The sequence below is a fragment of the Flavonifractor sp. An52 genome, assembly GCF_002159385.1.
Classification (GTDB): domain Bacteria; phylum Bacillota; class Clostridia; order Oscillospirales; family Oscillospiraceae; genus Flavonifractor; species Flavonifractor avicola.
Window position 1 is genome coordinate 44,595 of sequence record NZ_NFIB01000014.1, and the last position, 26,318, is coordinate 70,912.

Here is a 26,318-nt window from a genome sequence, read left to right on the forward strand (position 1 = left end):
TTAGTCTGAAAAATAGCCTTCCCCCATGGGAAGGCGGGCGCACAGTGTGCGCCCCTACGGGCTGCCAAATAGCCCTTACGCAATCTCAATCATTTCGGCGTCGGCTTTGCGTACGCTCAGCTCATAGCCCCGCACGTTCAGCTCCATGGGGTCCCCCAGGGGAGCCACCTTCCGGATCTGGATGGCCACACCCTTGGTGATGCCCATATCCATGATGCGGCGCTTCACCGCGCCCTCGCCGTGGAGGCGTACTACCGTGACGGTGTCCCCCACCTTGGCGTCCTTCAAAGTTCTCATTGCTCTGCTCCTCTCAGATCATGATTCGTCCGGCCATATTCCGGTCCAGGGCAATGCGGCTGTCCTTGACCTGCACGATCAGGTTCCCGCCCAGTTTACTAACCACAGTCACCGTGGCATCCATAACAAAGCCCAGTTCAGCCAGGTGCTGACGCAGTTCATCCTTCCCCGTGATTTTCCGGATGGTGACCGGTTCGCCCTGCTGTGCCAGTGTCAGCGGCATCATAGTTCCTCCCTCCCAACTGCGGCAGGGCCGCTTGTGGTCTGCATATTTGGTTAGCTCTCGCTAACCTCTTGATCGTGTATGAGTTTACATCAACTAACCGCCGTTGTCAATCCCCTTTTTAAAATTTTTCCTTTAAGTTCTTGCCCGCGCCTTGATTCGTACATCAGTTCGATTTATAATAAGATCAGGCTTTATAAGGAGGTGCCGCCCTGTGAAGCAGGTCAAAATTACGGTATTGCGCAAGCAGCTTTATTCCGATCTGGTCCGCCGCTATCTGACAGAGCCGCCGGAGGAATGTGTCTGTGATTTCTTTGAGGAGGGAGACACGTTTCTGTATACCGGCGGAGCGGAGATGCCGGCGGGGTTCTGCCCCTGGGCCTGGATCGACATTTACCGCTCGGTCTCTGCCCTGTCCTGCGGAGCCACCTACACCCCCTGGCAGAAGGATGAGGGAGCCACGGTGGTATGCTGTACCGACGGCATCCGCCCGGTCACCTTTTTGCTGGAGGCGGTGGACCCGTCTTAAAAAATCGGGCGGCCATAAAGGCCGCCCCTACGAGGTGTCTTTTGTAGGGGCGACCTTTATGGTCGCCCGCATCATACTGGGATTGTTTCAGGACAGAGAACCGTTAAGCACCGCGGTCCACCCCTTCTCCCCCGCCTGGGGCGTGCCCTTGAAGTCCCGGTCAAACCAGAGAGGCACCGGAGCGTCCTCCCGGATGGCCTGGAAAAAGGCGTCGATCTGCTGGGTGGTCTCATCCACCGCACCCTCCAGCAGCCGGTCCAGGTCGGCGCTGCTCTCCAGGGAGGCGGGATGGGGGGTCTCCTTCAGGGCCACATCCTTGGCGGACTGGATGGGGAGCATCCGGCTGACGGCGCCGATGACCTTGCCCCGGCGGGTGCCGCAGGAGCGGGCAAAGAAGCCCAAGTAAAAATTCATGGCCCGGTAGGCCCGGCGGACCTGCCGGGGAGAGGCATGGATATAGGCACAGGCAGCGGCGTCCCACACCTGGCTTCCCTTCTGGGGCGGGGTGGGCAGATGGGCCTGGCTGACGGTATCCAGGCCGTCGCTCTCCATCAGCATCCGGTCGAACTCCCCCTCCATGGCCATGTGGGAGATGGGTCCGTCGGCGGCCCGCTCGTCCACATAGCCGTGACAGGCGCTGTCCAGGGCCAGGTGGCACAAAAATCCGGCTCCGTAGCCCACCGACATGGGTACGCCCTCCTCAATGGCCTGGCGCAGCCGCTCCACGGCGGGCAGGGCGGAATTGCGGTGCATCCGCACCCCCTCCCGCCGGACAGCGTTGGGTCGGATGGGCTGGTAGAAAAACAGCGGATCGGGACCCAGGCAGCCCAGATCAAAGGCCTCCCGCTCCTCATCGATGACCTGGGCCAGAGGCTGAGGCAGCCCGCCCAGTACTTTATCTCCAAATTTCAGATGCGCGTAGTAATTTGGCATAGTTCCGTCGATTCCCTCCTGTCACAGTCCATAACGATCCATTATATGTGTTTATTGTATCACGCTGTGTCAGGGAGAGAAAGCAGAAAAATGTTAAATCTTTTTCCATATAAAAAGGAGCGCGCCGCTGCGGCGCGCTCCTTTGGGTGGATTCAGGAGAAGGAGATGTCGTAGATGCCGAACTCATGGTTCCAGCCGCTGGTGCCCTCCACGTTGAGAGTCTCCAGCCGCACATTGGCAGCGTGGTCCAGGGAGATGGTGATGGTCTGGGGGGCGTCGCTCCAGTCAATGGTATAGGTCTCGGCCAGCTCGCCGTCCAGGTACACGTCCAGGCTGATCTTGTACTCCTTGGAGCCGTCCACATGGCCGATGGTAAAGGTCATGGTGTCATACTGGAGGTTGGTGTTCCAGATGGCGTAGCCCTCATTCTTGTAGCCGCCCGACATCTGGACACCCTGAGCAATTTTGTTGCCGGAAATGGTCATATAGCTCTTGGGATCGCTGCCGTCAAAGATTTTGGTATTGGTGCTCACCTGATAGGGGGGCAGCTTCTTCATCCAGTCGGTGGCCTGGCCGGGCACCTCGCCCACATAGACGGTGGCGGTGCTGCCGTCCCAGGTGACCTCCTTGCCCAGAGCCTCACCGATGGCGCGGACAGGCAGATAGGTGGTGCCGCTGCTGGCAAAGGGCTCCACAACCTTGCCGTTGGCGTCCTTGGGGGTGACCTCCACCCCGTCCACCACGATCTTGATACCCATGTAGTTGGCTTCGATCATCTTGGTGGTGACGGTACTGGCCGCCACAGCCGTCCCGCACAACAGGGCGGCAACAGCAGCGCCAGCCAGGATACGTTTACGCAGCGTCTTTTTCTACAGATTTCCTCCCTTTTTGATCTCCGCTCCGGCATGGAGGGCGGTTTCTTCCAAAACGGCTCTGGCCGGTTTGTCAGGGCCTGTTTCAGACAGCGCGGTCCGGAAGAATATGCTCGCTGCATATCCCTCCCCTTCCAGACATTCCAATATTTACCCCATCATTTTACCACACTAAATTTAGTTCCGCCATAGCTTTTCTTAAAAAAAGCGCGCTGCAAATTGCAGCGCGCTTTCTCTCTCGTTTTATTGGGGCTTAACCGCCCAGGTAGGCCTTCTTCACCGCCTCGTCGGCCAGCAGCTGCCGGCCCGGACCGGTCAGGGTCACCCGGCCGGTCTCCAGCACATAGCCCCGGTCGGCCACGCTCAGGGCCATCTGGGCGTTCTGCTCTACCAGCAGGATGGTGGTGCCCGCCTTGTGCAGCTCCTTGATGATATCGAAGATCTGCTCCACCAGGATGGGGGCCAGACCCATCGAAGGTTCGTCCAGCATGAGCAGCTTGGGGTTGGACATGAGGGCACGGCCCATGGCCAGCATTTGCTGCTCGCCGCCGGACAGGGTGCCCGCCACCTGCTTGCGGCGCTCTTTCAGTCGGGGGAACTGGGCGTACACCCGCTCCAGGTTGGGGGCAATAGTGGAGTTGGGCTGGGTAAAGGCGCCCATCTCCAGGTTCTCCTCCACCGTCATCTGCTGGAACACCCGGCGGCCCTCGGGCACCTGGGCCAGGCCCTGGGCCACCAGCTTGGAGGCAGGTACCGCCTGAATGGGCTTGCCCATAAACTCGATGGAGCCGGTGCGGGTGTGGAGCAGGCCGGAGACGGTCTGGAGGGTGGTGGTCTTACCGGCGCCGTTGGCGCCGATGAGGGTGACGATCTCCCCCTCCTCCACGTGGAAGGAGATGTCTTTCACGGCGTGGATGGCGCCGTAGTACACGTTGATGTTCTTGACGTCCAGCAATACCGCCATGGCTTATACCTCCTTCTGGTCGCCCAGATAGGCCTTGATGACCTCCGGGTTGTTCTGGATCTCCGAGGGGGTGCCCTTGGCGATGATCTGGCCGAAGTTGAGCACGCAGATACCCTCACAGATGCCCATAACCAGATTCATGTCGTGCTCGATGAGCAGAATGGCGATGTGGAAGGTATCCCGGATCTTGACGATGTTGTCCATCAGCTCGGCGGTCTCGGAGGGGTTCATGCCCGCCGCCGGCTCGTCCAGCAGCAGCAGAGAGGGGTTGGTGGCCAGGGCACGGACGATCTCCAGCTTGCGCTGGGCGCCGTAGGGCAGGCTGCCCGCCTTGGCGTTGGCCAGATGCTGCATATCGAAGATGCTCAGCAGCTCCAGAGCGCTCTCATGGGCCAGCTTCTCCTTCTTCCAGTAGCTGGGCAGGCGGAGGATGCCGCTCCACATGGGGTAGCGGACATGGTTGTGCAGGCCGATCTTTACGTTGTCCTCCACCGTCAGGTTGTCGAACAGGCGGATGTTCTGGAAGGTACGGGCGATGCCCGCCTTGTTCACCTGAACGGTGGACATATTGTGGGTATCAATGCCGTCCAGCAGCACGGTGCCCCGGGTGGGCTGATACACCTTGGTCAGCAGGTTGAACACGGTGGTCTTACCGGCGCCATTGGGGCCGATGAGGCCGGCGATCTCGGTGCGGCCGATGGCCATGTTGAACTCATTCACGGCGGTGAGGCCGCCGAAGTCGATGCCCAGGTGCTGGCACTCCAGGATGGGGGTCTGCTTGATGTCGCGCTCGGGGATAATATTGGGGCTGGGCACCGGGACCAGCTTGGTCTCGGGACGCTTGGGTTTACTCATGGCTGACGCCTCCCTTCTCGGCCGGCTGTTCCGGCGACTTGCGGAATTTCTCCTTGATGCCGTTGAAGAATCCGCGCATCACCGGGTTATTGGTGGCGATCATCACCAGAATGAGCACAATGGCGTACACCAGCATCCGGTACTCATCCAGGTTGATGGCACGCAGCAGCTCGGGCAGGTAGGTGAGGAAGGCGGCGGCGATGATGGAGCCGCGGATGTTGCCGATACCGCCCAGCACCACGAACACCAGCACCAGAATAGAGGTGTTGAAGTCAAACTTCTTGGGGGCCACGGAAGAGAAGTTCATGGCGTAGAGCACGCCCGCGGCGCCCGCCATAACGGCGGAGGTAACGAAGGCCATCAGCTTGTACTTGGTAGCGCCGATGCCCACGCTCTCGGCGGCGATGCGGTTGTCCCGCAGGGCCATAATGGCCCGGCCGGAGCGGCTGTTCACCAGATTGAGCACCACAGTCAGGGCAATGAGCACCAGGATAAAGCCGGCGGTGAAGGAGGCCAGCTTCACGTTGGTGGTGAAGCCCATGGGCCCCTTCAGGATGGCCTTGCCGCCCTCCTCCAGGTTGAGGGCCATCTCATTCTCCAGAGAGAAGTGGAGGCCGTTCTTATCCACGCCCACATAGAGCACGTTCATGATGTTGCGGATGATCTCGCCGAAGGCCAGAGTCACGATGGCCAGGTAGTCACCCCGCAGACGGAGCACAGGCACACCCACGATGACGCCGGCAATACCAGCCAGCACCGCGCCCACGATCATGGCCACCACCAGGCGGACCGCTCCGTTGGGAATGGCATCCTGGAGGGACATGGCGGTCACTACGCCGGAGAAGGCGCCCACGCTCATAAATCCGGCGTGGCCCAGGCTCAGCTCACCGGAGATACCTACCACCAGATTGAGGGACAGAGCCATGACGATATAGGCGCAGATGGGCACCAGCTGGCCCTGCAGAGAGGAGGACAGCATATCGCCCGCATTGAGCACCTGAAGGATCACAAAGGCCGCAATGACAATGGCGTAGGTGATGGTGTTGTTGATCAGCCGTTTCCGGCCGGAAGTCAATTTCTTCATATCCCTCACCTCACACTTTCTCGCGGACGGTCTTGCCCAGCAGGCCGGCGGGCTTCACCAGCAGCACGATGATAAGCACCGCAAAGACCACCGCGTCGGAGATGTTGGTATTGATCACCTTGGCAAAGGTCTCGATGATACCCAGCAGGATGCCGCCCAGCATGGCGCCGGGGATGGAGCCGATGCCGCCGAACACGGCAGCGGTAAAGGCCTTGATGCCGGGCAGGGAGCCGGTGGTGGGCATCAGAGTCCGGTAGCTGGAGCACAGCAGCACACCGGCGATGGCGGCCAGAGCGGAGCCGATGGCAAAGGTCATGGAGATGGTGCGGTTGACGTTGATGCCCATGAGCTGAGCGGCCGCCTTATCCTCGGAGCAGGCCCGCATGGCCTTGCCCATCTTGGTCTTACTGGTGAACCAGGTGAGGGCCAGCATGATGATGATGCAGGCCAGTACGGTAACCAGAGACACATAGGTGATGTTCACACCGGAGATGGGCAGGGAGCCCTCAGGGATGACGGGGGTAAACACCTTGGGATCGGCGCCCCACAGCAGCAGGGCGGCGTTTTGCAGGAAATAGCTGACGCCAATGGCGGTGATGAGCACCGCCAGGGAGGACGCCTGACGCAGGGGCTTGTAGGCCAGTCCTTCGATGACGACGCCCAGGACGGTACACACCACCACAGCCAGCAGTACGCCCACCACAGGGGGCAGATTAAAGCTGCCGGTGGCAAAGAAGGTCACATAGGCGCCCACCATGATGACGTCGCCGTGGGCAAAGTTCAGCATCTTTGCGATGCCGTACACCATGGTGTAGCCCAGGGCGATGATGGCGTAGACGCTGCCCAGGCTGATACCGGTGATCAGATTATTGAGGAAGCTCAAACCATTCACCTCTCTACTTGTTTTCTCTGTTCTGTGCATGGCAGAAACATCGGCGGTCCTGCGGGCTGCCGATGTTTCCACCATACATCCGATTGGGGATACATGGGGAAAAGCGGGCTGCCGGGTCCCCCCGGCAACCCGCTTCTGAGTCCCTGTTAAGCGGTAGTATTCTGCTCCAGATTACTGGGTGACGTACACGCCGCCCTCGACCTTGACCACCACGGGGGCCTTGGAGACCTCGCCGTTGGCGGACCAGGTCATGCCGGTGCCGGTCAGGCCGTCCACGCTGAAGTCGCTGGAGGTGAACTGAGCGATCAGAGCCTCGCAGATCTCCTCGGCGCTCATGTCGGCGGTAACGCCGGCAGCGGTGCAGGCCTCATAGATGGCGTACATACAGTCGTAGCCGTCAGCGGCGAACTGGTTGGGGATACCGCCGTAAGCAGCCTCATACTCGCTGACGAAGGTCTTGGTGCGCTCGTCCTCGCCCCAGGCGTTGAAGGGAGTCATAAGCATCAGGCCCTCGGCCAGGCTCTTGTCAAAGCCCTCCAGGTCCAGGATACCGTCCATACCGTCGCAGCCGAAGAAGGTGGGCTCATAGCCCATGCTCTTGGCCTGGGACAGGATCAGGGAAGCGGGGGTGTAGTAGATGGGCATGAACACCAGGTCGGCGCCGGCGTCCTTGGCGGCAGACAGCTGCACGTTGAAGTCGGTGTTGGTGTCATCGGGGAAGGTCTGAACGGTCACAACCTCCAAGCCGATCTCCTTGGCAGTGGCCTGGAAGGAGTTGTAGATGCCGGTGGAGTAGGCATCGCCGTTGTTGTAGATGACAGCGACCTTGGTGCCCAGGTTGTTGTCCTTAATATAGTTGGCGGCGGTCACACCCTGGTTGGGGTCGGTGAAGCACACCTGGAACACGTTGTCCTTGCCCGCGGTCACGTCGGTGGAAGAGGCAGAGGGAGTCAGCTGGAAGTAGCGGTCGTTATAGGTCTCGGCGGCCACGGCCACGCAGGGGTTGGTGGTGGTGCAGCCGTAGATGATCTTGGCGCCGTCGTCCTTCAGCTTGCCGTAGGCGTTAACAGCCTTCTCAATGTCACCCTCGTCGTCCTGGGAATTCAGGGAGAACTGCAGGCCGCCCAGAGCGTTGATCTCCTCAATGGCGATTTCGGCGCCCTGCTTGGTGGCCAGGCCGTAAACAGCAGCGGAGCCGGTCAGGGGGCCGATGCCGCCGATCTGAATGGTGCCTTCGGTGCTGCCGCTGGTGGTTTCATTGCCACCGGCGGGGGTATTGGCGGAGCCGCTCTCGGTGCCGCCGCCGCAGCCGGCCAGCATGGAGAAGCTGAGCGCACCCGCCAGCGCAAGAGACAGGATGCGAGACTTTTTCATCGTTCATTCCTCCTTCAAGAAGTTGTTGACAATTATATGCGTGTCGTCGGAAATTGTCAACCTTAAAAATGCACAAGGGCCGCCCTTCAGCAGGTGGCCCTTGTGTGAAGTATGAACAATTTATGAACATAGGCAGGCATTTTCAGATAATCAGTCCGCCATTGGGGGACAAAACCTGTCCCGTGATAAAGTTTGCAGCGTCGGAAGCCAGATACCACAGGGCCTCCGCCACATCCTCCGGCCGGCCGATGCGCTCCAGGGGGGTCTCCTCCGCCAAAGCGGCCAGATCCTCGGGCCCCAGGTTGCCGTTCATCTCGGTATCAATGACCCCGGGAGACACACAGTTCACCGTGATCCCAGAGGGCCCAACCTCCTTGGCCAGAGCCTTTGTAAGCCCGATGACAGCAGCTTTTGCGGCAGAATAGGCCACCTCGCAGGAGCCTCCCACCTGTCCCCACATAGAGGACAAAGTCAAAATTTTTCCCGCCTTGCGATGGATAAAATGAGGCAGCGCCGCCCGGATGGTGTAGAACATTCCGTCCACGTTGACGGCAAACATCCGCCGCCAATCCTCGTCCGTCAGATCGCCAAATAATTTCTGCTGGGCAATGCCTGCGTTGCATATCAGAATGTCAAGTTGACAAAATTTATCCAACACATTGTCAACCATATTCCGTACCTGGGCCGAGTCTGACACGTCGGCCTGGACCGCCCAGCCGCCGATCTCCTCCGCCAGAGCCTCCGCTTTCTCTCTGGAGCGGCAGTAGTTGACCACCACCCGGTCTCCCCCGGCGGCAAACCGCCGGGCCGCCGCCGCGCCGATGCCCCGGCTGCCGCCGGTAATGAGAACCACCCGTCCTGCCATACCATTTCCTCCTTGTTCACGGCGTTTTTCTCAGTATACCAGCACTTCCCAGCCTTGAAAAGAGAAATTTAAAAAAAGTATTGACAAGCACCTTTCTTTTCGCTATAATAGTCCATGCTGTTCGGACGATTAGCTCAGCTGGTAGAGCATCCGCTTGACGTGCGGGAGGTCACAGGTTCAAGTCCTGTATCGTCCACCATATAAAGCCCTTGAAACCAAACGGTTTCAAGGGTTTTTTCTTTGTTCTGTAAAAGCCATCCTCATGGGTATTCTGTTCCGGCGGATGGCTTTTATTCTCATTCGTCAGGAGGCTATTCCGTTGTTAAACAGGGGTGCCAGCACGTCGGCATAGGTCTTGAAGATATCCAGCAGCACGCTGTCCCAATGGCGGGCATCCTGCTCCGCCGTACCGAACACATAGTCCTCCTGGCCGTAATCGATCACGTCAAAGCCGGGCATGGCCTTGCTGGCTCCGGCCGTGCGGTAGGCGGCCGCGTCGGCCAGAGAGAAAGACACCGTGCCGTTCTCCATGCTGACCCAGCCGGTCAGGTCAGTGCCGCTGGCCTCCGTGGCGGTGCCGTTGGTGGTCTGGGGCTGGGCCTCAGCCTTGGTGACGGTTGCCGCACCCTCCACATACTGGCCGTACATCTGATCCACATACAGGCTGAAGGAGTCTCCCAGCACTTCGGAGGGTACATGACCGCCGTCCCACTGCCACTGGAGTTCGGCGTCAATACCGGCGTTCAGCATGGCGATCTGCAGATTCAGAGAGTTGAACATGGAGATGTCGCCCTCCGCCGCGCCGCACAGAATCTTGACCCAGGTGGGGTCTTCCGTGTCCTCAGCTCCGATATAGTTCAGGGGATTGTAGAGTTCCACCAGGTTGTTGCCGTACTCATCTCCGGCCTGAATGCTCTCGATGTCAGCCCGGTAGGCCTCCACCATCTCCTCATAGGTGGCGTAGTTGTTGGAATCCACTGTGCTGCCCGAGGCCTGGGTAGTGCCCGCATCGGGGGTACCTACAATCATCTCCCGGTTGCCGGCGTCGCCGCCCTGGCCAGGTTGGATGCCTTCCGGCAGCTGCCCCTCCTCCAGGCCCTCGGGAGGTTGGCCCAGATCCCCACGGCCGCCGCCCATCATGCCGCCTCCAGGGCCGCCGGCGGAGGTGCCTTTGGCGTAGCGGCCCTCCAGGAAGGCCTGCGCCTTGTCCTGGCTGGTCATAGCCGCCACTTCCTCGTCGCTGAGGGCATTGCCCTCCTCGTCAAACCAGGTCCAGTCGGAGGCGTAGTCCAGATTGTCCACATACCACTGGAGATTCTGGGTAAATTCCGCCAGATACAGATCCAGATAGGTGCCGTAATAGCCGTTGGTCTCAGGGTATGGTGGGCGATCAGCAGACTCCTGCCTGGGTAGTGGTAGACCTGGGCGAAGAGGTAGGCGAGATCACCAGCATCAAGGCCTACTATCACGCCAGGGTGTGGCCCACCGACTACCAGATCCAGTTCTCCGCCACCAACGGTGATGACTGGACCACCGTGTACTCCGTCAGCCAGCGCACCGACGGCACTGCCAACCAGATCGACACCATCGATCTGACCGGCGAGCTGGAGAATCCGATCCCGGACGGCGCCCGCTATATCCGCGTATATTATACGGGTCTGAACACTGCAGCCGCCGGCAACTCCATCGGCCTCAGAGAGCTGGAGGTCTATGGCAGCCGCGGTGCAGCTGCGGAAGTATCCGAGCCTATGAACCTGGCTCTGGAGCACCCTGTCTATGCTTCCGGCCTTGAGGTCAATCATCAGACCTTCGCCGCTGATGCTGTGGACGGTAAACTTGACACTCGCTGGAGCGGCAACAAGATGAAGGTCGATGACACCGCCGACTCCTGGATCGTGGTGGATCTGGGTGAGGATGTGTGCGACATCACTGAGGTTTCCTCCAGCTATTATGCCAAGGTATGGCCCAGCGACTATGTGGTACAAGTGGCCGGTTCTGACTTTGTACCCACCGACTACAGCACTGTCAATGTAGGTACGGTAAGCGATGAGATCGCCTTTGAGGGTCAGAACGCCAAGGACGCCAGCTGCTGGACCACCATCGGAACCTACACCGGTATGAGCGGCGACGGCCGCACCGATGCCCTGACTAACTTTGAAGCCGCCATTCCGGAGGGTACTCGTTACCTGCGTCTCTACTTCACCGGTATCAACCAGAGCGCTTTCGGCCACTCCATCGGCCTGAACGAGCTGGAGGTCACCGGTACCCGCTACCTGGATCCCACTGAGCCGGGCGAGCCTGAGGATGTGGTGGTGGAGACCGTAATGCCTTCTGTGGCCTACGGCCGGCTCAACACCGCGTTTGACGAGCTGGAGCTGCCTGTGTGCGCCGTAGTTGCCCTGTCCGACGGCACCACCCTCCGCTTCCCCGTAGAGTGGAGCGCTGAGGGCTATGATGCCGCCTCCACGGAGCCCCAGGACCTGACCGGCACACTGGACCTGTCCGGCACCGCCATCCTCAACGAGGAGAACCTTACCGCTTCCGTAACCGTCAACCTGTCCGACGAACCCACTGTGGTCAATGTGCTGGTGAACCCCACCAGCCTGGGCGTGGACTACGGCACTTCCTTTGAGATGCTCAACCTGCCTGAGCAGGTGGTTCTGGAGCTGTCCACCGGCTTCGGTGTCGCCTGCGACGTGACCTGGGACAGCACCACCTACAACCCCAACGCCGAAGACACCCAGTACGTCCGCGGCTCCGTACTCTACAACGGCCAGACCTACGAGGCCGTCATGCCCGTGGATGTAGAGGGCGCCCCCGTGGATCCTGAGGGCCCCACCGTCTCTACTGCCTACGTCATCACCGTGGAGGACAGCGACAACGGCACTGTGACTTCCAGCCGCACCCGCGCCCCCAAGGGCCTCACCGTCACTCTGACCGTGAAGCCTGACGAAGGCTACAAGCTGGATACCCTCACCGTCACCGACAAGAACGGCAATGAGCTCAAGCTCACCGACAAGGGCAACGGCAAGTACACCTTTGCCATGCCCGCCTCTGCCGTTACTGTGGAGGCCTCCTTCACCAAGGACGATACCCCCGTGGAGACCGGCCTGCCCTTTACCGACGTGAAGGCTGACGACTGGTTCTATGAGGCCGTCAAGTACGTCTATGAAAGCAAGCTGATGGACGGCACTTCCTCCACCACCTTCGCCCCCCTCATGACCACCAACCGGGCCATGGTGGTCACCATCCTGTGGCGGCTGGAGGGCCAGCCCGAGACCGACGCCACCCTGTCCTTCACCGATGTGGAGAGCGGCGTGTGGTACACCGAGGCGGTCCGCTGGGCGGCTGCCGAGGGCATCGTCAAGGGTTACAGCGACACCGTGTTCGCTCCCAACGACACCGTGACCCGCGAGCAGCTGGCTACCATCCTGTACCGCTACGCTGAGAGCAAGGGCTACGATGTGTCCGCCAGGGGCGATCTGACCACCTTCACCGATGGCGCCAAAACCTCCTCCTGGGCCGCTGAGGCTATGGAGTGGGCGGTAGGCTCCAAGCTGCTGTCCGGCAAGGGCGGCAACGTTCTGGATCCCACCGGCACCGCCACCCGCGCGGAAGTGGCGCAGATCTTCATGAACTTTGCGCAGGGTCTGCAGAAGTAAAGATCCATGCCGGCAAGGGCGCGCTGCATCAGCAGCGCGCCCTTGTTGTTGCCAAGAACGTGGTCTGTCCCCCTCTGGACAAGATGTCCACCACTGAAGGAGACCGCTTAACCCTGGGGCATTGGCGATACCATTCAGTCAGACAAGGCGGACCAGGCCACCCACAGCGGCTGCCCGCCTCCGGTATCGGAGCGGGCAGGCAAGCCGTTCCAACGTCTCCTCCGCCTGCCGGAGGAGCTTTATGGACAAAAGCAGCCCCTCCGTACCGAACGGAGGGGCTGACGGTTATGTATGCAGTTCAGTCCCGGGTGCACAGCGCCTGGGCGCCCTTGATACACAGGGGGAAGAAGATCAGCGCGGTTATATAGGCCACCAGGAAGATAGCGGGCACTTTGGTGATCCAAAAACCAAAGAACCCCGTACCCAGCAGAAAGCCCACTTCACAGAACATCAGGATGGAGCTCATCAGCAGCACCAGCAGCAGCACGATGAAAAAGATCCGCACAAAGTATGCTCCGATACTTTCCATTTTCAGGTGAAAGGCCTTGACAAAGAAATTGCCAAAGGCAGGCAGGTCAATGAGCGTCTCCAGCGTCAGATTCAGGCAGAAACCGTAAACCATACCAACCACCAGGGCGGGAACATTCAGGTTATTGTTGACTGCCAGGTTGAAGATGGTCACCGCCAGGGTAATGAAAAAGGCCAGAAATACATTCATTACTACAGGAAAATCTTTTTTCTTACACATAATTCTTCTCCTTTTCCGTCTGTTCCGCTTACCAGCGGTCTTTCTCTTCGGCGTAGAGGGAGGGCAGGATGGTGGCCAGATGGCCGAATTCCTTCAGATTATGGGCAAACAGGCCCATGGGCACCACCGGGGGCACGCTGACGCCGTCGGGCAGCAGCTTGACCACCTGGCCGTCCACCAGGCCGTAGCCGATCCAGAAGCGGGAACGCAGCTCGATCCCGCCCTCGATCTCCCTAACCATGTGGGTCATGATGGCGGCCACACCCTGGCCGGGTACCGGTCCATGGCCGTTGGCGCACATCATAGTGGCGCAGGCGGGGGTACCAACTTTGGACTCGTCGTATCCCAGCTCATGGGGATAGCGGAAGTTCAGGATCAGCTCGTCGGGACCGCCTCCTACGTCCTCCAATACATGGTGAACGGTGCCCCAAGTTTTTTCCCGCATAGGCACGCTGGGGTCCAGCACCTTGTCCGGATTCTGCTGACGGGCGTAGAAGTGGTCCTCCGGGTCCCAGATGCGGTAGCGCATATCGTTCAGGCCGTGCCAGGCAAACCACCACTCAAACATCTCAGGAGTGACGCCGGGCATCTCAGTGCGGTTGGCCAGATAGCCGGTACCGTTTGGCATCACACAGTAGCCGGTCTCACAGGGCAGATAGCCGGGCAGGAACAAATCGTTGCGATCCTCAATCTTCAGGGCCAGAGAGGGATCAATAGGGCCGCCCTCCAAGATGGCAAGTTTCTCCTGGGGAATGGGAGTAATGGGCAGATCATAGTACTTGGCGTAAGACAGCGCCCGCTCCTCCGGGGTAAGAACAGGTCTTTGGCTCATAACAGCTCCTCCTTTTTCTGTTTGTTCTGTGTGAAAAAGATAGCATAAACTACCTCTATTTATACACATCACACAAAAATCTACCGTACAGTAACTGAACAAACGGAGGCAAAGTGTCCATTCCCCTCCGATTTTTTGTTGCAATTTTATTCTTGGTCAAATATAATAATAATTTAAGCAAAGTACCCCCTATTTTGCAGCAGATCCGCAAACCTTCTTTGATTTCTAATGAGAGGCAGTTGATGGATATGCCCCCCCGCAGGACGCTGAACCGCCAGCGCACTATTCAGGATATTGAATCCGCCTTTCTGGAAATTTACCAGCGGGACGGTATCGACGGCGTAAGCATTGCCGGCATCTGCCAAGTATGCGGTATAGCCCGCTCCACTTTTTACCTTTATTTTGAGGATAAATTTGCAGTATTGCAGGGTGTGGAGGACCGGCTGCTCTCCGCCCTGTGGGAAATCTGCCGTAATCTGCCCGACATCATGGACCACAGCAGCGCCACCGACACCGCCCTGCGCACCATTACGCATATCCGGGAAAACCTAGACTGGTACCGGGTCCTGCTGAGCAACCGCGGAGATCCTATGTTTGTGTACCGCTGGAAAAAAGACATTGTGAAGAGCCTCCGCCGCAAGCTGGAGCAGCGCAACGTCAACGAGCTGGATGCGGTGATCCAGGGCGTGATGTTCTCCTCCGCCCTGATTGGACTATATACCCATATCACCATGGAATGCCCCGATATCCCCGATCAAACCCTGTGCCGCTATATGGACGACCTGCTGGCCCGCAGTCTGAAGCCCATTTCACCCCGATAATAACAATCCCCCGCTCCGGAAGTTCCGGAGCGAGGGGATTTAGTCTATCGATAAAATGTATTTCTGCGATTTTTGCTGCAGGAGCCTCGCAGAGTTCCGCCGTCCGCAGAGGACGGAAATGGGTCAAAATTGTGTTTTCCGGCGGCGTGTACGTCGGAAAACACCCTTCTCAGGCCGCAAGTGTGTGGTCCTTGGGGCCATGCGCGCGGCGGCCTGCATTCCCTCTCAAAAATGCTTGCATTTTTGAGAAGCGTGTCGAAAAACTTCGACACACTGAGTCCCCCCGCTCCGGAACTTCCGGAGCGGGGGGATTGTTACATACTCTTTTTCAATTCCAGGTTGCGCCGCAGAGGGGCGGGCCCCCGCCAGGCAAAGGCCCGATCCCCATACTTGTCCCGGAAGGTCCGGTTGGTGAGCCCCTCCAGGTCGGCCCGGTCCAGGGCATCCACCAGATCCTCCCGGAACTCAGGCAGAGGGGACAGGGCGGGATGGGCGTTGTAGGGGCACACCCGCTGGCAGGTGTCGCACCCCCAGATCAGGGGGTGAGCCTTCACCAGCCCCGCCTCCTCACCAGTCAGCTCCCCCTTCTTCTGGGTCAGCTCGGACAGACAGCGGGACAGGTTCACCCCATCCTCCCCCAGGGCGCCGCCGGGACAGGCGGTCAGGCACTTGCCGCAGCCCACACAGTGGGCGGACGGCGTGCGGGGCGGCAGGTCCAATGCCGCGTCGGTGAGGATAGTGCCCAGGAACACATAGCTGCCGTAGGGAGGCAAAATCACCAGCCCGTTCTTCCCCCGCAGGCCAATGCCGCTCCGCCAGGCCGCCTGCCGCTCCGGCAGAGGGGAATTGTCGGCGGCGGGCAAAAACACCTCATTTTCGTATTTTTCTCGCAAAATATCACAGATGGTATTCAGTTTTCCGGTGACAACCTGATGATAATCCCGTCCGCGGGCGTAGAGAGACAGGTTGCCAGGCCGGTCCCCGGCGTAGTAGGGGAAGGCGGCCACCAGCACGGTACGGGGGTTGGGACACAGCGCCGTCGCCTTTTCCACCGCCGCCTCTGTCATATCCGCCGCCAGCTCCGAAAACGGCAAGCCGCCCCAGGCGGCGGCGCCTGCGGCGGCAAAAGCCTTATTCAGCATGGTCACGGTCATACTTATCCAAAGCCTGGCGAGCCAGGATTCCATCTGGGATACAGGGCTCGGGGCCGTTCTTCCGCTTCTGGGCCTCCTCGCAGCCCTTGCCCGCCAGCAGCACCACGGCGGGACGCTGGGCCTCCAGGATGGCGGCCTCCACAGCCCGCTCCCGGTCGGGGATGACGGTGTAGTCCTTATTCCACCGCTTGAGGAACACGCCGATGTCGGCGCAGATGTCCTCCACTTCTTCAGGACCGGGATCGTCCTCGGTGAGGATGATCCGGTGGGCCCACTCGCCGGCGGCGTTGCCCATGCCCTCCCGGCGGTCGATGCCCTTGCCGCCGGTGCAGCCGAAGAGGACCGTCAGCTGCCGGTCAGGGTACTCCGCCCGGACGGACCGCAGGGCGTTCTGCAAACTCATGCCGTTGTGGGAATAGTCCACAATGACGGAGATCTGGTTGTCGGCGCTGACATAGTGCTCCATGCGGCCGGGGACAAAGGCCTTCTCCAGGCCCTCCTCCACCGCCTCCCGGGAGATGCCGTAGGCCTCAGCCACCGCCACGGCGGCCAGGGCGTTCTCCACGTTGAACAGGCCGGGGGTGGAGATAGCCAGCTCCCCCTCGTACCGGGGGGTGCGGACGTGGAAGGCGATCTTGTTCCCCTCCTTGCGGACGTTGGTGCCGTACACGGTGGCGGCGGGGTCCTTCTGAGAGAAGGTAATGACCTTCTCACACCGGGCGGCAGCAGCGGCCACCTCAGCGGCGTGATCGCAGTCCATGGAAATACAGGCAGTTTTCGCCTGCCGGAAAATCAACAGTTTGGATTGGAGATAGTCCTCCAGATCGGGGTGCTCCACCGGAGAAATGTGGTCCTCGCCGATGTTGAGGAACACGGCGCAGGACAGGTCCACCCCGATGACCCTGCCATATTTCAGGGCCTGGGAGGACACCTCCATGGTGAGGTAGTCCGCCCCGGCGGTGACAGCGTTGGACAGGTGGCGCTGGAGATCCAGGGGCTCCGGGGTGGTCAGCTTGGCGGGCTTGCGCTCCAGGCCATCGTCGGTGACGATGGTGGACAGCAGGGCGCTCTCCCGGTGGCCCCGGGCGGCCAGCCAGGTGTCCACGATGGACTTGATATAGTAGGCCGTGGTGGTCTTGCCCTTGGTGCCGGTGATGCCGGTGATGGTCAGCTTGCCGGAGGGGTGGCCGTAAGCCAGGTCGGCCAGCAGGCCCATGGCCTGCCGGATATCGGACACCCGCAGGCAGGGCAGGGGCACGTTGGGATAGGGGGTCTCGCTGACATACACGAAGGCCCCCTTGTCCATGGCCTGGCGCAGGTAGTCCTCCTTGAACTTGGCCCCCTTGCAGAGAAAGAGGGTGTGGGGGATCACCACCTGGGAGTCGCAGGACACCAGGGCCACCGGGGCGGTCAGGTCGGCGTGGACCGGCCCCTTGTGGGCCAGCAGGTCATGGCGCAGCAGCAGCTGCACATAGTCGCCCAAAGGGCGGCGGAAATCGGTCATAGTCATTCACCACCAGTAACTTGTAGGGCCGATGTCTCCATCGGCCCATTGCTTATACCATCCGCAGCTTGTAGCCGCAGGCGGTGATACACCGCTGAGCCAGCACGTCCATGGCGTCCAGATAGTGGTCGGGCAGGCCGTGATAGGTGCGGTAGACGCTCAGCTCGGTGCAGCCCAGAATGGCGCTGTCGCACCCGGCCTGACGGAGCCAGCGGTCAATGACGGCGAATTTCTCCCGGGAGCCCTTTTCCCCCCGCTTGATCTCGTCGTAGATGATGCTCATCACCAGCTTCTGGACCTCTTCCGGCGGGGAGACGGCCTCAATGCCCCGGGCGGTACACTCCTTCTGGTACACACCGGTGCGGATGGTGCCGTCGGTGGCCAGGATGCCCACCTTGCACCGCCCCTCCTCCGCCAGCACCCCAACGGTCTCCCGGGGCATATGGATGAGAGGGATGGAGATATCCCCCTGGAGCCGGTCGGCAAAGTAGTGGGAGGTGTTGCAGGGAATGGCCAGCACGGTGCAGCCGCCCCCCTCCAGCAGACGGGCACCCGCCAGCAGCCGCTGGTAGCAGCCCTCCGCATCGCCCCCCAGAATGGCGGCGGTGCGGTCGGGCATGGAGGTGTCGCTCCAGATCAGGGTAGGCAGGTGCTCCTGGTCTTTGGCCGCGTCGGTGCGGTCCAGAATCCGCTGATAAAAGTCCTGGGTGGCCTGGGGCCCCATGCCGCCCAGAATGCCAAGGCGTTGTTCACTCATCGGACTTTCTCCATACAAGAGGCATACCAGCCCACATACCGCTTCTGGCCCTTCATAATGCGCAGGGTACGCACCAGGCCGTTGTCCGGCTTGTAGAACAGTGGGTTGACCACGGCGCCCGCCTTCTCCAGGGCCTTCATCTCCTCATGGTACTTGGGATTCACATAGTCGTAGGCCACCTTGGGGGGAATGACCCACCACAGATGGCGGTTTTTCGTGATGGTCAGCTCACAGCTCTTGCCCAGCACCCGGTCCTCCACCAGGTACTTGGCCAGGTTGTAGCCCGCGCCGGTGACATAGTAGTTGGACCGGCCCTGGCGGCAGTTGATCTCAAAGGCCTTGAACTTGCCGTCCCGCTGGTCGTACTTGATGTCGAAGTTGGAGAAGCCGGTGAACTTGATGGCTTCCAGGAAGCCCTTCAGCTTCTCGCACAGCTCGGGCTCAGGCTCGGTGATGATGACGGCGTGATTGCCGATGGCGTGGGCGGTGTGCTCCTCCAGCAGGACGTGGCCCACGCACATGAGGCGCACCTTGCCGTCGGCGCCGGAGTAGTTGGTGACCACCCGCATGAAGCTGTCGTCTCCGGGGATGAAGTCCTGGATGATAAGGGAATCCTCATATCCGGCATTGTAGATGTCGTCAATCACCTGGTCCACTTCCTCCCGGGTCTGGAGGACGTAGGCCTTCTTCTGGGTGGAAAAGGGGTGCTTCCAGTAGGTGTCCGACTCGGCGGGCTTGACTACAAAGGGGCCCTCAAAAGGCAGGGTAAAGCCGTGGCCCTCCCCCTTATGGTAGACGTAGGTGGCCGGATGGTCGATGCCGTACTGGTCGCACAGGTCGTAGAACTTCTCCTTGTGGATCAGGGTCTCCAGCATGGACAGGTCCACATAGGGAGCGATGACGTTCTCGGGGTAGTTGGGCAGGTTGGCGGAGATCGAGTTGAGGTAGTTGTCTCCGCAGCCCAGCACCAGGATCTTCTTATCCGGGTGCTCTTTGGCCACCTCAGTGACGTTCTCCAGCACCTTGTCCACCCGGTCGTTGTGCTCCCGCACCCGGTAGTCGATGATCTTGCTGCCGGCGCACACGCTGGCGGGGAACATTCCATACACCACGGAATGTACGCCGTAGGCCTCATGGAAGGCCCGGGCCATGCTGTAGGCGTTGATGTCCGAGCCTAACAGCACGGGCACAAATTCAGTTGCAGCCATTGTAAAATGCCTCCTGGAAGGTAATTTCATACCAATGTTCGCCCATGGGAATAACCTGGGCGCAATAATGGCCCGCCACATAGGCGGCCTGGGCCTCGGTGAGCCGCAGCTCCCGCCGGAGCAGCTCTCCGCCCGCAAAGCACTGGGAGATCAGCCGGTCCAGGGTCTCGTTTTCTTGCAGTATCTCTCTCTGAATCATCATTCGTTCTCCTCAACAAGAGAAAAGGCAGTGGTCGTACCGCAGGGCGACCCTTGTGGCAGCCCCCAGATTATTTTTTATCCTGCGGCGCGTTTCACCTGGTACACGCCCTGGATCTGACCCAGCTTGTTGATGACGGCGGTAAGCTCGGTGTGGTTCTTGACCTCCAGCACAATGCTGACGGTGGCGTAGCCGTCGGGCATGGACCGGGCGGACAGGCTGGTGGTCTTGGCCTTCATGGTGGACAGGGCCATGGCCACATCGAGAGTCAGGCCGTCCCGATCCTTGGCGGCGATCTCCAGGGAAGTGCGGTAGGTAGACAACTCTCCGCTGGCCCAGGATACCTTGATCCAGCGGCCCTCCTCCTCCGGCTTGCGCTTCTCGGGGGCGGCGTTGGGGCAGTCCGCCCGGTGGACGGAGACGCCGAAGCCACGGGTAATAAAGCCCACCACCGGGTCGCCGGGCACGGGGGTGCAGCACTTGGCGAACTTCACCAGGCAGTTGTCGATGCCCTCCACGATGATGCCGCTCTGGTCGTGCTTGCCGGTCTTGACGGGCACGGTGGGCTGATTGCTGGTGGCGGGATAAATGGTGTCCTGCTGCTGGGCCGTCTTTTCGGCGGCGGCCGCCTGTTCGGCGTGGAGTCGGTTGAGCCGGGTCATCTCGTCCTTGACCCGCACCACTGCCTTCTGGGCGGACATACCGCCGTAGCCGATGGCGGCATACAGCTCATCCAGGGTGCCGAAGCGCACCTTCTTCAAAATAAAGGGCAGCACGTCCTCAGCAGTGATGGCTGCCAGAGACAGGCCCACGTGCTTGAGCTCCGACTCGAAGGAGGCCCGTCCGGTGGCGATGTTCTCCTCCCGCCGCTCCTTCTTGAACCACTGACGGATCTTGTTGCGAGCCTCGTTGGACTTGCAGATCTTCATCCAGTCCCGGCTGGGACCGTGGGCCGACTTGGAGGTAATGACCTCCACGATGTCGCCGTTTTTCAGGGGGGTGTCGAAGGTGACCATGCGGCCGTTGACCTTGGCCCCCGTCATGTGGTTGCCCACGGCGGAGTGGATGTTGTAGGCAAAGTCGATGGGGGTGGCCCCGGCGGGCAGGTTGATCACGTCGCCCCGAGGGGTGAACACGAACACCTCGTCGGAGAACAGGTCCACCCGCATGGTGCGGACAAACTCCTCGGCGTCTACGTCCTGCTGGCTCTCCAGCAGCTTGCGCACCCACTCAAAGGCCTCCTCGGTGCCCAGCTTGGTGTTGGCCATGCCCTGCTTGTACTTCCAGTGGGCGGCGATGCCGTATTCGGCGGTATGGTGCATCTCCCAGGTGCGGATCTGCACCTCGAAGGGGATGCCGTCCCGGCCGATGACGGTGGTATGAAGGGACTGATAGCCGTTGGGCTTGGGGGTGCCGATGTAGTCCTTGAACCGGCCCAGCACCGGGTTGAAGAGATCGTGAATGACGCCCAGCACATTGTAGCACTCCGGGATGTCATCTACAATGACCCGGAAGGCATAGAGATCAAAAATCTCATCCATGGTCTTGTTCTGGGTGTACATCTTCCGGTAGATGGAGTAGGCGTGCTTCACCCGGCCGTAGATGGTGCAGTGGATGCCCTCGGCGTCCAGCCGCTCCTGAATGCGCCGCTGGACGGTGGCCAAAAACTCCTCGTGGGCGGCAGATCGGGCGGCCAGCTCATCGGAGATCTCCTTGTAGCCCACCGGGTCCAGGTAGCGCAGGGAGGTGTCCTCCAGTTCCCACTTGATGCGCTGCATACCTAAGCGGTGGGCGATGGGGGCGTAGATCTCCATGGTCTCCAGGGCCTTCTCCTTCTGCTTCTTGGGAGACTGGTATTCCATGGTGCGCATATTGTGAAGCCGGTCGCAGATTTTAATCAGGATCACCCGGATGTCCTTGGCCATGGCCATGAGCATCTTCCGCAGGTTCTCCATCTGCTCCTCTTCCTTGGAGGTATACTGCACCCGGGTCAGCTTGGTAACGCCCTCCACCAGGTCGGCCACCACCGCCCCGAAGAGCTTGGCGATCTCCTCGTGGGTGGAACCGGTGTCCTCGATACAGTCGTGGAGCAGGGCGGCAATGATGGAGTCGGTGTCCAGCTCCAGCTCGGCCACGATCTCGGCCACCGCCAGGGGATGGGTGATATAGGGCGATCCGTCCTTACGCAGCTGCCCGGAGTGGGCATTGTCCGCATAGGTGAACGCGCTGAACAGGCGCTGGGTATCCAGTGCCGGATTATAGGTTTTGATTTTGTCCTCAAGAGCCTGATAACGCTCCAGGATGGGGTCCATACAGGGCACCTCCTGTCGAAATAAAAATGAAAGGGAAATTTATCCGCTCATGCCCCGCAGCCGGCGCATGATCCAGCTGTCATCCAGATCCACCTTGCCCTCCACCGTCCGCAGGGCGATGTGGAGGTGATCGGTGGTGTGCTCCAGCTGAATAAGTCCCCGCTCGTCAAAGACCTCCAGACATACCAGAGTACGCATGACGGTCTCCCGCCGTCCGGCGGAGCGGGCGATGTTGCGGGCCAACCGGTGGGCGGTCTCCTCCAGAGGAGACTGTCCGGCATGGCCCTTCAAATAGCGCCAGAGAACCACGAACTCCTCTCTGGTGGGCAGCAAGGCGGCCGCCTCCCGGCGGGTCAGTTCCTCGCCCCGGCGGAATTTTTCAAAAAGGGCCCGCTCGGCCTGGGCCCGGGTAAGGGCGGGGCGCAGGTCGCACACCTGGAATTGGACCGAGCGCCACCCCCGATACTCATTGACCTGGGGGGTAAAGGCCACATCCACCCGGTCTCCCTGGGCCACCCCCATCTCGGCGGCGGTGGCGGAGAAGAAAATGGCGTCAAAGCTGCGGCCGCCGGAGGCCAGCTTCAGCTTCAGATGCCGGCCGCCCCCCACCTCGCTGAGGGCGGTGATGAGGCAGCCCGACAGGGAGAACACCGGCTTGGGGTTGCCCGAGCCATAGGGCTCCAGCAGGTCCAGTCCCTCCACCCCTTCCAGGGTAAGGATACCCACATCGTCCACCGGACAATCCACATCCAGGGTGGACACCATCTCGGCGCCGCCGGTACACTGGCGGACATAGTCGTTCATGGCGGCGGTAAAGGCGGGGATGTTCTCCTCCAGAATGGTAAAGCCCGCCGCCAGCTCATGGCCGCCGAAGCCCTCCAACAGGGGGGCGCAGTGCTCTAGGGCGGCAAACAGGTTGAAGCCGCCGAAGGACCGGCAGGAGCCTTTGCCCTTACCGTCCTGAAGGCAGATCATAAAGGCGGGGCAGGAGTATTTCTCCGCCAGGCGGGAGGCCACAATGCCCACCACCCCCTGGTGCCAGTGGTCGCCGGCCAGCACCAGAGCATAGCGCTCCTCCGGCGGCAGGGCCTCGGCCAGCTCCTGGCACTCGGCGGAAATCTGGGCCTCAATGGTCTGCCGCTCCCGGTTCAGCTCGCACAGCTGGATGGCCAGTTCCTCTCCCCGGGCGGGATCGGCGGTGAGCAGCAGCTCGGCAGCCAGGGAGGCGCACCCCATCCGGCCCGAGGCGTTGAGCCGCGGGGCCAGGGTGTAGCCGATGGCCACCGAATTGAGGGGCCGCTCCTCCAGGCCCGCCTGCCGCAGCAGGGCCTTCAGGCCGGGGCGGCCGGTGTGGCGCAGGGCCTCCAGCCCCAGGCGCACAATGGTGCGGTTCTCCCCGGTGAGGCTCATCACGTCGGCCACCGTACCGATGGCCGCCAAATCGGCGTACCGGTTCAGCAGTTCCTCCTGCCGGGGCTTCCCACCCAGGGCCAGCACCAGCTTGAGGGCCACCCCCACGCCGGCCAGACATTTAAAGGGATAGGGGCAGTCGGCCTGGTGGGGGTCCACCACCGCCAGCGCGGCAGGCAGTTCCTCCTTGCACTCGTGGTGGTCGGTGATCACCAGATCCATGCCCAGGCGGGTGGCGTAGCGGGCCTCCTCCACAGCGGTAATGCCGCAGTCCACCGTCACCACCAGGCTCACCCCCGCCTGGTGGAGGGTGTCCAGGGCGTCGGTGTTCAGGCCGTAGCCCTCCTCCATCCGGTCGGGGATGTAGGGGATCACAGCTCCCCCCTCCCGCCGGAGGAAATCGGTGAGCAGGCTGGTGGAGGTGATGCCGTCCACGTCATAGTCGCCGTAGACTGCAATGGTCTCCCCCGCCGCCAGGGCACGGGCCAGCCGGGCGGCGGCCCGGTCCATATCTTTCATCAGCAGGGGATCCTGGAGCTGGCCTCGCCCCGCGTCCAGAAAGGCACGGGCCTTCTCCGGGGTATCCAGACCCCGGGCGCACAGGGTCATGGCCGCCAAAGTGGGCAGTCCCGCCCACTCCAGAGCGGCTACCGCGGCCGGATCGCTGGCCGCCATATTCCACTGTTTATATTTCATGGGCGGCCACCGTCCTTTCCCATTAAAATTACCCTTTATTATATCAAATGCCTTTCCCTGTGACAAGGCCTTGGAAAAAAACGGCGGGCGGCCTATAAGGCCGCCCGCCTGTTTTCTCAGCCCAGCTCCAGATACAGGCTCACCAAATCGATCGTAGCCTTCATGCCGTCGAAGTGAGTCCGCCCCCCACGGGACTACAGTCCCGCGGGGACCCCGTTTCTTTTCATTTATCGCCCGGCAGAAGTGAATTCCGCCGGGCTCCCGCCTTCGGCGGAGATGGAGCGGACTTTTTCTTTTTTAGCCCAGTTCCAGGTACAGGCTCACCAAATCGATCGTAGCCTTCATGCCGTCGAAGTGGGTCCGCTCCATACCGTGGGAGGCGTGGACGCCGGGACCGATGAGGGCGCCCTTGGCGTCCATGCCGGTCTTCCAGGCCACCGCCACGTCAGAGCCGTAGTGGGGATAGATATCCACCGCGTAATCCACACCGTTGGCCTTGGCCAGCTCCACCAGACGGCTCACCATCTCATAGTCGTAGGGACCGTTGCTGTCCTTGGCGCAGATAGACACCTGATACTCGGTGCAGCTCAGATCGTCGCCTACGCAGCCCATATCCACCGCCAGCAGCTCATCCACCTGGGGCAGGGTGGCGCCTCCGTGGCCCACCTCCTCGTGGACGGTGAAGCACACGTCGGTGTCGTAGCGGGGGCGCACCTTGGCAAAGTGCATCAGCCGCAGCAGGGTGAGCAGGATAGCGGCGCTGCCCTTGTCGTCGATGAACCGGGACTTGAGGAAGCCGCTCTCGGTGACGGTGGTCTTGGGATCAAAGCACACATAGTCCCCGGCGCAGATGCCCAGAGCCTCTACGTCCTCCTTGCTCTTCACCTTCTCGTCAATGCGTACCGCCAGTTCCTTCTCCTCCCGGGGCCGGGTGGCGGCGTCATCATAGACGTGGACCGCGGGGGACAGGGACAGGATGGTACCGGTGTACACCTTGCCGTCCCGGGTGTAGATACGGCAGTACTCGCCGTCCAGGGTGGGCAGGATGGGGCCGCCCACCTTGGTGATCTTCAGCATACCGTCGGCGGTGATGGAACGCACCATCAGCCCCAGAGTGTCGACGTGGGCGCACAGGCCGATCTTCTTGCTCTTCTCCCGGCCGGGCACCGACACGATGAGATTGCCCTTGTTGGTGCGGCGGGTCACATAGCTGTGGTCCTGGGCGATCTGCTCCGCCTCCCGCACCACGTTCTGGGTAAATCCGCTGGGGCTGTCGATAGCCAGCAGCCGCTTGGCAATGTCCATCATGATGCCCTGACAATTTTGTGTATCCAGCATTTGCGTCCGCTCCTTGATTGTAGTATGATGTCCTTATCTTATACCAAACCACGGGAGCGATGCAACCATGTCCGAAGAAAAGACCAACGTAATGCGGGTACTGGATCAGAAGAAGGTACCCTATACCCCCCACCACTACGCCCACCCCGACGGGGCGGTGGACGGCGCCAGCGTGGCCGCCCTCATTGACAAGGACCCGGCCAGCGTATGCAAGACTCTGGTGACTCAGGGGGCCAGCAAGAAATATTATGTGTTCGTCATCCCGGTGCTCAAGGAGCTGGACCTGAAGGCTGCCGCCAAGGCGGTGGGAGAGAAATCCATCGAGATGATCAAACAGGCCCATCTGCTCCCCCTCACCGGCTACGTCCACGGGGGCTGCTCCCCGGTGGGCATGAAGAAGCAGTTCCCCACCGTCTTTGACCAGAGTGTGGAAGGCCTGGACACCATTACCGTCAGCGCCGGCAAGATCGGCGCCCAGGTGGAGGTGGCTCCGGCGGCTCTGGCGGTCCTGGTGCGGGGCCGGTTTGCTCCGGTGGCGAAATAAAACTTTATGCGCCAAGAGCATACCACGAAAACAAGCAAAGGCTGTGGCGCATGAAGTTTATGCGCATATGGGCCGTCCCGGCCCATGCGCTTTGATTTCATGGCCGTGCCGCTGAAAGCGGCACATGGGCCTGTTGCAAAATAGCTGTTTTGCACAAACCTGTCATTGCGAGCCAGTGCGCACACTGGCGTGGCAATCCGTTTCCCCGGCAAAAGGGACGGATTCCCACGAAAAACGGCCGCCCG

At 60.9% G+C, this 26,318-nt stretch carries 25 protein-coding genes and 1 tRNA gene; 5 read left to right on the forward strand and 21 right to left on the reverse strand.

Translation table 11 applies throughout. The annotated features are described in order from the left end of the window. Positions 1–75 precede the first annotated feature (75 nt). Together B5G06_RS07280 and B5G06_RS07285 are read right to left on the reverse strand one after the other, a co-directional pair. Positions 76–297 carry a FeoA family protein gene (locus B5G06_RS07280; RefSeq protein ID WP_087188430.1) on the reverse strand — a complete coding sequence of 74 codons (222 nt, stop codon included), beginning with the start codon at positions 295–297 and terminating at the stop codon, positions 76–78. A gap of 13 nt (positions 298–310) precedes the next feature. Further along, positions 311–523 (reverse strand): FeoA family protein, encoded by a 213-nt coding sequence (locus B5G06_RS07285; RefSeq protein WP_087188431.1) that lies wholly within the window; start codon positions 521–523, stop codon positions 311–313. Between the two features lie 211 nt (positions 524–734). Between B5G06_RS07285 and B5G06_RS07290 the strand changes: the two genes are divergently transcribed. Continuing rightward, on the forward strand, positions 735–1,049 hold the full coding sequence (locus B5G06_RS07290; protein WP_087188432.1) for a TIGR04076 family protein: 315 nt from the start codon (positions 735–737) through the stop codon (positions 1,047–1,049). An 87-nt stretch (positions 1,050–1,136) separates the two neighbouring features. Here the strand turns inward: B5G06_RS07290 and B5G06_RS07295 are convergent, their stop codons facing one another. The 8 genes from B5G06_RS07295 to fabG all read right to left on the reverse strand — a co-directional run bounded on the left by B5G06_RS07295 (position 1,137) and on the right by fabG (position 8,888). Further along, complete coding sequence (locus B5G06_RS07295; RefSeq protein ID WP_087188433.1) at positions 1,137–1,982, reverse strand: zinc dependent phospholipase C family protein; 846 nt, start codon at positions 1,980–1,982, stop codon at positions 1,137–1,139. Between the two features lie 152 nt (positions 1,983–2,134). After that, complete coding sequence (locus B5G06_RS07300; RefSeq protein WP_087188434.1) at positions 2,135–2,785, reverse strand: stalk domain-containing protein; 651 nt, start codon at positions 2,783–2,785, stop codon at positions 2,135–2,137. A 322-nt stretch (positions 2,786–3,107) separates the two neighbouring features. Beyond that, positions 3,108–3,809 (reverse strand): ABC transporter ATP-binding protein, encoded by a 702-nt coding sequence (locus tag B5G06_RS07305; protein WP_343212813.1) that lies wholly within the window; start codon positions 3,807–3,809, stop codon positions 3,108–3,110. A 12-nt stretch (positions 3,810–3,821) separates the two neighbouring features. Continuing rightward, on the reverse strand, positions 3,822–4,673 hold the full coding sequence (locus tag B5G06_RS07310; RefSeq protein WP_087188436.1) for an ABC transporter ATP-binding protein: 852 nt from the start codon (positions 4,671–4,673) through the stop codon (positions 3,822–3,824). Then, a complete protein-coding gene (locus B5G06_RS07315; protein WP_087188437.1) occupies positions 4,666–5,757 on the reverse strand; it encodes a branched-chain amino acid ABC transporter permease in 1,092 nt (363 codons plus the stop codon). The genes B5G06_RS07310 and B5G06_RS07315 overlap by 8 nt, the downstream gene beginning before the upstream one ends. Positions 5,758–5,767: 10 nt before the next feature. Further along, positions 5,768–6,640, reverse strand: a complete 873-nt coding sequence (locus B5G06_RS07320; RefSeq protein ID WP_087188438.1) for a branched-chain amino acid ABC transporter permease — start codon at positions 6,638–6,640, stop codon at positions 5,768–5,770. Positions 6,641–6,820: 180 nt separating this feature from the next. Next, a complete protein-coding gene (locus B5G06_RS07325) occupies positions 6,821–8,023 on the reverse strand; it encodes an ABC transporter substrate-binding protein (protein ID WP_087188439.1) in 1,203 nt (400 codons plus the stop codon). Between the two features lie 142 nt (positions 8,024–8,165). After that, positions 8,166–8,888 (reverse strand): elongation factor P 5-aminopentanone reductase, encoded by a 723-nt coding sequence (gene fabG / locus B5G06_RS07330; protein ID WP_087188440.1) that lies wholly within the window; start codon positions 8,886–8,888, stop codon positions 8,166–8,168. Between the two features lie 123 nt (positions 8,889–9,011). Here fabG and B5G06_RS07335 point away from each other — a divergent pair. Beyond that, positions 9,012–9,087: transfer RNA gene (locus tag B5G06_RS07335), tRNA-Val, on the forward strand. Positions 9,088–9,191: 104 nt separating this feature from the next. On the opposite strand, the gene B5G06_RS07340 is transcribed toward B5G06_RS07335, so the two are convergent. After that, positions 9,192–10,190, reverse strand: a complete 999-nt coding sequence (locus B5G06_RS07340; protein WP_087188441.1) for a hypothetical protein — start codon at positions 10,188–10,190, stop codon at positions 9,192–9,194. A gap of 23 nt (positions 10,191–10,213) precedes the next feature. Here B5G06_RS07340 and B5G06_RS07345 point away from each other — a divergent pair, with 23 nt between their 5' ends. Then, on the forward strand, positions 10,214–12,550 hold the full coding sequence (locus B5G06_RS07345) for an S-layer homology domain-containing protein (RefSeq protein ID WP_343286356.1): 2,337 nt from the start codon (positions 10,214–10,216) through the stop codon (positions 12,548–12,550). Between the two features lie 298 nt (positions 12,551–12,848). On the opposite strand, the gene B5G06_RS07350 is transcribed toward B5G06_RS07345, so the two are convergent. Both B5G06_RS07350 and B5G06_RS07355 read right to left on the reverse strand, forming a co-directional pair. After that, entirely contained in the window at positions 12,849–13,298 is a 450-nt protein-coding gene (locus tag B5G06_RS07350) for a hypothetical protein (RefSeq protein ID WP_087188443.1), read from the reverse strand. Between the two features lie 28 nt (positions 13,299–13,326). Continuing rightward, the gene (locus B5G06_RS07355) at positions 13,327–14,130 is read right to left on the reverse strand and encodes a DAPG hydrolase family protein (RefSeq protein WP_087188444.1); all 804 of its coding nucleotides are present in this window, start codon (positions 14,128–14,130) and stop codon (positions 13,327–13,329) included. 242 nt (positions 14,131–14,372) lie between these two features. Here B5G06_RS07355 and B5G06_RS07360 point away from each other — a divergent pair, with 242 nt between their 5' ends. Further along, positions 14,373–14,951: a TetR/AcrR family transcriptional regulator gene (locus B5G06_RS07360; RefSeq protein ID WP_087188445.1), complete on the forward strand. Its 579-nt coding sequence runs from the start codon at positions 14,373–14,375 to the stop codon at positions 14,949–14,951. Between the two features lie 314 nt (positions 14,952–15,265). Here B5G06_RS07360 and B5G06_RS07365 read toward each other — a convergent pair whose 3' ends face one another. The 8 genes from B5G06_RS07365 to B5G06_RS07400 all read right to left on the reverse strand — a co-directional run bounded on the left by B5G06_RS07365 (position 15,266) and on the right by B5G06_RS07400 (position 25,529). After that, a complete protein-coding gene (locus B5G06_RS07365; RefSeq protein ID WP_087188455.1) occupies positions 15,266–16,093 on the reverse strand; it encodes an epoxyqueuosine reductase in 828 nt (275 codons plus the stop codon). Then, on the reverse strand, positions 16,083–17,609 hold the full coding sequence (murE, locus tag B5G06_RS07370; protein WP_087188446.1) for a Mur ligase family protein: 1,527 nt from the start codon (positions 17,607–17,609) through the stop codon (positions 16,083–16,085). Before murE ends, B5G06_RS07365 begins: the two co-directional genes overlap by 11 nt. Positions 17,610–17,661: 52 nt before the next feature. Next, entirely contained in the window at positions 17,662–18,366 is a 705-nt protein-coding gene (locus B5G06_RS07375) for an aspartate/glutamate racemase family protein (protein WP_087188447.1), read from the reverse strand. Beyond that, positions 18,363–19,574, reverse strand: a complete 1,212-nt coding sequence (locus B5G06_RS07380; protein WP_087188448.1) for an ATP-grasp domain-containing protein — start codon at positions 19,572–19,574, stop codon at positions 18,363–18,365. Before B5G06_RS07380 ends, B5G06_RS07375 begins: the two co-directional genes overlap by 4 nt. Further along, positions 19,561–19,773 carry a hypothetical protein gene (locus B5G06_RS07385; RefSeq protein ID WP_087188449.1) on the reverse strand — a complete coding sequence of 71 codons (213 nt, stop codon included), beginning with the start codon at positions 19,771–19,773 and terminating at the stop codon, positions 19,561–19,563. The genes B5G06_RS07380 and B5G06_RS07385 overlap by 14 nt, the downstream gene beginning before the upstream one ends. 77 nt (positions 19,774–19,850) lie before the next feature. Then, entirely contained in the window at positions 19,851–22,085 is a 2,235-nt protein-coding gene (locus tag B5G06_RS07390; RefSeq protein WP_087188450.1) for a RelA/SpoT family protein, read from the reverse strand. 39 nt (positions 22,086–22,124) lie between these two features. After that, complete coding sequence (recJ, locus tag B5G06_RS07395; protein ID WP_087188451.1) at positions 22,125–24,191, reverse strand: single-stranded-DNA-specific exonuclease RecJ; 2,067 nt, start codon at positions 24,189–24,191, stop codon at positions 22,125–22,127. A 297-nt stretch (positions 24,192–24,488) separates the two neighbouring features. Beyond that, a complete protein-coding gene (locus B5G06_RS07400) occupies positions 24,489–25,529 on the reverse strand; it encodes a M42 family metallopeptidase (RefSeq protein WP_087188452.1) in 1,041 nt (346 codons plus the stop codon). A gap of 67 nt (positions 25,530–25,596) precedes the next feature. Here B5G06_RS07400 and ybaK point away from each other — a divergent pair, with 67 nt between their 5' ends. Beyond that, complete coding sequence (gene ybaK / locus B5G06_RS07405) at positions 25,597–26,073, forward strand: Cys-tRNA(Pro) deacylase (RefSeq protein WP_087188453.1); 477 nt, start codon at positions 25,597–25,599, stop codon at positions 26,071–26,073. Positions 26,074–26,318 lie beyond the last annotated feature (245 nt).

What these genes read in the sequence shown, in the direction of transcription:
- B5G06_RS07280 (WP_087188430.1), bottom strand. Translation starts at nt 297, where the DNA reads ATGAGAACTTTGAAGGACGCCAAGGTGGGGGACACCGTCACGGTAGTA.
- B5G06_RS07285 (WP_087188431.1), bottom strand. Translation starts at nt 523, where the DNA reads ATGATGCCGCTGACACTGGCACAGCAGGGCGAACCGGTCACCATCCGG.
- B5G06_RS07295 (WP_087188433.1), bottom strand. Translation starts at nt 1,982, where the DNA reads ATGCCAAATTACTACGCGCATCTGAAATTTGGAGATAAAGTACTGGGC.
- B5G06_RS07310 (WP_087188436.1), bottom strand. Translation starts at nt 4,673, where the DNA reads ATGAGTAAACCCAAGCGTCCCGAGACCAAGCTGGTCCCGGTGCCCAGC.
- B5G06_RS07315 (WP_087188437.1), bottom strand. Translation starts at nt 5,757, where the DNA reads ATGAAGAAATTGACTTCCGGCCGGAAACGGCTGATCAACAACACCATC.
- B5G06_RS07325 (WP_087188439.1), bottom strand. Translation starts at nt 8,023, where the DNA reads ATGAAAAAGTCTCGCATCCTGTCTCTTGCGCTGGCGGGTGCGCTCAGC.
- fabG (WP_087188440.1), bottom strand. Translation starts at nt 8,888, where the DNA reads ATGGCAGGACGGGTGGTTCTCATTACCGGCGGCAGCCGGGGCATCGGC.
- B5G06_RS07350 (WP_087188443.1), bottom strand. Translation starts at nt 13,298, where the DNA reads ATGTGTAAGAAAAAAGATTTTCCTGTAGTAATGAATGTATTTCTGGCC.
- B5G06_RS07355 (WP_087188444.1), bottom strand. Translation starts at nt 14,130, where the DNA reads ATGAGCCAAAGACCTGTTCTTACCCCGGAGGAGCGGGCGCTGTCTTAC.
- B5G06_RS07360 (WP_087188445.1), top strand. Translation starts at nt 14,373, where the DNA reads ATGGATATGCCCCCCCGCAGGACGCTGAACCGCCAGCGCACTATTCAG.
- B5G06_RS07365 (WP_087188455.1), bottom strand. Translation starts at nt 16,093, where the DNA reads ATGCTGAATAAGGCTTTTGCCGCCGCAGGCGCCGCCGCCTGGGGCGGC.
- murE (WP_087188446.1), bottom strand. Translation starts at nt 17,609, where the DNA reads ATGACCGATTTCCGCCGCCCTTTGGGCGACTATGTGCAGCTGCTGCTG.
- B5G06_RS07375 (WP_087188447.1), bottom strand. Translation starts at nt 18,366, where the DNA reads ATGAGTGAACAACGCCTTGGCATTCTGGGCGGCATGGGGCCCCAGGCC.
- B5G06_RS07380 (WP_087188448.1), bottom strand. Translation starts at nt 19,574, where the DNA reads ATGGCTGCAACTGAATTTGTGCCCGTGCTGTTAGGCTCGGACATCAAC.
- B5G06_RS07385 (WP_087188449.1), bottom strand. Translation starts at nt 19,773, where the DNA reads ATGATTCAGAGAGAGATACTGCAAGAAAACGAGACCCTGGACCGGCTG.
- B5G06_RS07390 (WP_087188450.1), bottom strand. Translation starts at nt 22,085, where the DNA reads ATGGACCCCATCCTGGAGCGTTATCAGGCTCTTGAGGACAAAATCAAA.
- recJ (WP_087188451.1), bottom strand. Translation starts at nt 24,191, where the DNA reads ATGAAATATAAACAGTGGAATATGGCGGCCAGCGATCCGGCCGCGGTA.
- B5G06_RS07400 (WP_087188452.1), bottom strand. Translation starts at nt 25,529, where the DNA reads ATGCTGGATACACAAAATTGTCAGGGCATCATGATGGACATTGCCAAG.
- ybaK (WP_087188453.1), top strand. Translation starts at nt 25,597, where the DNA reads ATGTCCGAAGAAAAGACCAACGTAATGCGGGTACTGGATCAGAAGAAG.